Origin of the sequence: Candidatus Accumulibacter vicinus (assembly GCF_000584955.1) — a bacterium.
Classification (GTDB): Bacteria; Pseudomonadota; Gammaproteobacteria; order Burkholderiales; family Rhodocyclaceae; genus Accumulibacter; species Accumulibacter vicinus.
In genome coordinates this window covers 341,082-345,317 of sequence record NZ_JDSS02000024.1, presented here as the reverse complement: position 1 = coordinate 345,317, position 4,236 = coordinate 341,082, and the positions used below count along the sequence as shown (strand labels likewise).

Genomic DNA, 4,236 nt, shown 5'->3' with positions numbered 1-4,236 from the left:
GGAGCCGCCGAGCAGGTCGCCGATCTGGAAGTTGGGCACCGCCGGGGCGCCGCCGGCAACGCCGATCTGGTCGAGCAGACCGCAATAGCCGAGGTAGTTGAGATCGTGGCCGGCACGGTCACGATACGGCCCGTCCTGCCCATAGCCGGTGATCGCGCAGTACACGAGGCGCGGGTTGATCGCGCACACCGCCTGGTAGCCGATCCCGAGCTTGTCTACCACGCCGGGGCGAAAGCCTTCGAGGATGACATCGGCGGAGGCTGCGAGGCGCAGGAATGCCGCGACACCGGCAGCCTGCTTGAGGTCGAGGGTGAGGCTGCGCTTGTTGCGGTTCACGAGTTGAAAGTAGCTGATGTCGCCGTGCACCGCACCGGCGCTGCGCGCGTAGTCACCGGCGCCGGTATCTTCGATCTTGATCACGTCGGCACCGAGGTCGGCGAGATGCATGCTGGCCAGAGGCCCCGGCAAGAGTCGTGTCAGGTCGAGGACACGCAGGCCGGCGAGAGGAGGAGAACGCATGGGAATGGGCTTTCGGGAAAGAGTTTTGCGGGGGAAAAAGGCTTGAGGGGCTCATTTTCCGGGATAATCGCCGCCTGTTCGAGGTTTGTACTCGCCACGCTCAAAAAAAGTCGGTCGGCTGCCGGGACAACAGGCGACCTCGTGCTTCTTCATGTCCATTCAATCAGGGTAAAACGTATGAAAATTTCGTTACTGCTCAGCGCGCTGGCTGCCAGCGTCCTGCTCATTGGCTGTGGCAAGCAGGAGGCGCCGAAGTCGCAGGCGGCAGCCCAGCCGGTTGCGGTCACCAGAATCGTCGTCGGCCTCGACGACAACTTCCCGCCGATGGGTTTCCGCGACCAGGAGAACAAGCTGGTCGGTTTCGACATCGACCTCGCGCGTGAAGCAGCCAGGCGCCTCGGTGCCGAGGTCGAGTTCAAACCGATCGACTGGAACGCCAAGGAGGCCGAACTCAATGGCAAACGCGTCGACGCCCTGTGGAACGGTCTGACGATCACCGAGCAACGCAAGGAAAAGATCGCCTTTACCACGCCTTACCTGGAAAACCGGCAGATCGTCGTGGTCACCGCCAAGTCGCCGGTCAAGAACAAGGCTGACCTGGCCGGCAAGGTCGTCGGACTGCAGGAAGGCAGCAGCGCGGTTGAAGCGGTCGAGAAGGATGGCGTCGCCAAATCGATCAAGGAAGTCAGGAAGTACGGCGACAACGTCACGGCGCTAATGGACCTCTCGACCGGTCGCCTCGACGCACTGGTTGTGGACGAAGTCGTCGGTCGCTACTACCTGGCCAAGAAGCCCGGCGAATACCTCGTCCTGGAAGACCATTTCGGCACCGAGGAGTATGGCGTCGGTGTCCGCAAGGACGACACCGAGTTGCTCGGCAAACTGCAAAAGACCATGGACGAAATGAAGAAGGACGGTGCCGCTGCCCGCATTTCCAGCGAGTGGTTCGGCAAGAACATCGTCAAGTAAATTCTGTTTCTTGCCGATCGGAAAGGACTGCCCGGCGAAAAACAGAAGGGGGATTCTCCGGTGGCCTCTGACGCGGCAAGAGAGTCTGCGCAAGCTGCGTTTTGCTGCTGCTTTCCGGCCAGTGCTGCGCCTCCCGGTTGACTAGGCTGACCCCATGGACTACGTAATCCAGATTCTCGGCCCGCTGCTCGCGGGGACGGCGGTGACGCTGCAGGTCTTCCTGCTGACGTTGCTGCTCTCGGTGCCGCTCGGGCTCGTCCTGGCGCTGCTGCGCGTCTCGCACTTTCGCATTGCCAGCGGCATCGTCAATGGCTATATCTGGCTGATGCGTGGCACGCCGCTGATGCTGCAGATGCTGTTCATCTATTTCGCCTTGCCCTTCGTGCCGGTGATCGGCGTGCGGCTGCCGGATTTTCCGGCGGCGATCGTCGCTTTCGTCCTCAATTACGCTGCTTATTTTGCCGAAATCTTTCGCGCCGGCATCCAGTCGATCGAGCGTGGGCAGTACGAGGCGGCCAGGGTGCTCGGCCTTACGTATGGCCAGACCATGCGCCGCATCGTCCTGCCGCAGGTGGTGAAGCGCATCCTGCCGCCGATGAGCAACGAAACCATCACCCTGGTCAAGGATACCTCGCTGATCTATGTGTTGGCGATGAACGACCTCTTGCGCGCCGCGCGGGGGATCGTCCAGCGCGATTTCACGACCATGCCCTTCGTCGTCGCCGCTGCCTTCTACCTGCTGATGACGCTGGCCCTGACCTGGGGATTCAACTACCTGGAAAAGCGACATGCCGTCTACGATGAATGAGCTGTCCGGCGCGGCGCCGATGATCGTCGCGCGTGACATCCGCAAGCGTTTTGGCGTCGTCGAAGTCCTCAAGGGTGTCTCGCTGGACATCGACCGGGGTGATGTCGTTGCGGTCATCGGCCCGTCGGGGTCGGGCAAGAGCACCTTTCTGCGCTGCCTCAACCGCCTCGAAAGCATCGATTCCGGCGCCGTCGTGATCGCGGGCGATACGCTGGTGAGTACTGACGCCGCCGGTGTCTGCCGCTACGCGCCGGATACCGAGCTGCGCCGCATCTGCCGCAAGATGGGAATGGTTTTCCAGCAGTTCAACCTGTTTCCGCATCTCACCGTACTGCAGAACATCATCGAAGCGCCGATCACCGTCCAGGGTCTGGCGCCAGCGACAATCATCCCCAAAGCCGAGGAATTGCTGCGCAAGGTCGGCCTGCTCGACAAGCGCGACAGTTATCCATCACGCCTTTCTGGCGGCCAGAAACAGCGCGTCGCCATCGCCCGCGCGCTGGCCATGGAACCCGACATCATGCTCTTCGACGAGCCGACCTCGGCACTCGACCCCGAACTCACCGGCGAAGTCCTGCGCAGCATGCGCCAGCTCGCCGAAGAGCACATGACGATGCTCGTGGTGACCCACGAAATGGCTTTCGCCCGCGAGGTGTCGACCAGCGTCGTCTTCATGGACGAAGGCGAGATCGTCGAGGCGCGTCCGGCGGGCGAAATGTTCGCGAGTCCGGAGCATCCGCGTACGCGGGCTTTTCTCGAACATATGCTGTAAAGCGAAGCAGGATGCCTGATCAAACCAGGTGCGAATGAACGTGCCTTCGGCATTGGGCGGTAAGCAGGAGTCGGAGCTTCTGGCTGGGGTGTCGGCTTACGCCGCGCCAACCTGACCTACGCGACTTAAACCGTTGTATGCTAGGGAGGTTGCCACTCTGAAGGAGCATTGCCATGACTTTGTGCCCAATCGCCATTGTTGCCGGTTGCAAGAAATGTCCGGCGTTTTCGATCTGCCCGCTGAAAACGGTGCTCGGCGATGCGCCGAAGCAGGATGCCGCGCCTGTTAGCCCGGCAGGGGAGAACAAGCAGTAGGCCTCGCCGAAGGGGGTATCACGCCATGTTCCATGCTTGACACCATCCTGCTCACCGCTGCGCGCATCTGCACTTTCGAGCAGCAGTGGCCACTGACGAATGCAAGTGGTTTTTTCTTCGCGCGCGACCAGCGGCTGTTTCTGGTGACCAGCCGGCATGTGCTGCTCGACAAGCCGAGCCGGCATTTCCCCAACCGCATCGAGATCGAGTTGCACATCAACCCGAGCAACCTGGCCGAGTCGACGAGGTTTTCGATGCCGCTGTACAACGGAGGAAAAAGCCTTTGGCGGCAGGGCCTGGACACGGCCGGGGACATCGACGTGGCGGTGATCGAGATCGACCGCAGCGCCCTGCCGGCCGCGACGCTCTATCGCGCCTTCACTCCCGGGCATCTGCCCGGCTGCGGCGACGCCGTCGAGGTCGGCAGCTCGTTGCTGGTGGTCGGTTTTCCGCTCGGCTTCCACGACACCCTGCACCACCTGCCGGTGGTTCGGCAAGCCGTGCTGTCGTCGTCATTCGGCCTGCGCTTCAAGGGCGAAGGGTACTTCCTGACCGATGCGCGCACGCACCGCGGCACCAGCGGCGCAGCGGTCGTCATGCGCACCTACGGCCAGGATCCGACGCGCGGCGATCTGCCGTGGCTGCTGCTCGGTATTCATTCGGCGCGGCTCGACGTTGGCAGCCGCGACCGCACGCTTGATGAAGCGCTGGGCCTCAATTGCGCCTGGTACGCCGACATCCTGATGACGCTGACCGCTCACTGATTGCGCACTGCCTCGTGAAGGAACGCCAATACATTGCTCGTCGGCAGGCAGAATGGCAGGCTTGGGACCGCTGGCTGGCTCCGGCGAAGC

At 62.4% G+C, this 4,236-nt stretch carries 6 protein-coding genes; 5 read left to right on the top strand and 1 reads right to left on the bottom strand.

The features are described from left to right. On the bottom strand, positions 1 to 519 hold a 519-nt coding region (locus tag CAPSK01_RS12145; protein ID WP_034926646.1), incomplete at its 3' end, for a CaiB/BaiF CoA-transferase family protein. Between the two features lie 177 nt (positions 520 to 696). Here CAPSK01_RS12145 and CAPSK01_RS12140 point away from each other — a divergent pair. The 5 genes from CAPSK01_RS12140 to CAPSK01_RS12125 all read left to right on the top strand — a co-directional run bounded on the left by CAPSK01_RS12140 (position 697) and on the right by CAPSK01_RS12125 (position 4,146). Then, positions 697 to 1,488: an amino acid ABC transporter substrate-binding protein gene (locus CAPSK01_RS12140; protein ID WP_034926645.1), complete on the top strand. Its 792-nt coding sequence runs from the start codon at positions 697 to 699 to the stop codon at positions 1,486 to 1,488. Positions 1,489 to 1,642: 154 nt separating this feature from the next. Continuing rightward, the gene (locus CAPSK01_RS12135) at positions 1,643 to 2,296 is read left to right on the top strand and encodes an amino acid ABC transporter permease (RefSeq protein ID WP_034926641.1); all 654 of its coding nucleotides are present in this window, start codon (positions 1,643 to 1,645) and stop codon (positions 2,294 to 2,296) included. Between the two features lie 19 nt (positions 2,297 to 2,315). Further along, complete coding sequence (locus CAPSK01_RS12130; RefSeq protein ID WP_034926856.1) at positions 2,316 to 3,068, top strand: amino acid ABC transporter ATP-binding protein; 753 nt, start codon at positions 2,316 to 2,318, stop codon at positions 3,066 to 3,068. Between the two features lie 173 nt (positions 3,069 to 3,241). Further along, the gene (locus CAPSK01_RS22820) at positions 3,242 to 3,382 is read left to right on the top strand and encodes a hypothetical protein (RefSeq protein ID WP_273703586.1); all 141 of its coding nucleotides are present in this window, start codon (positions 3,242 to 3,244) and stop codon (positions 3,380 to 3,382) included. Positions 3,383 to 3,414: 32 nt separating this feature from the next. Next, entirely contained in the window at positions 3,415 to 4,146 is a 732-nt protein-coding gene (locus CAPSK01_RS12125) for a serine protease (protein ID WP_034926638.1), read from the top strand. Positions 4,147 to 4,236: the final 90 nt, after the last annotated feature.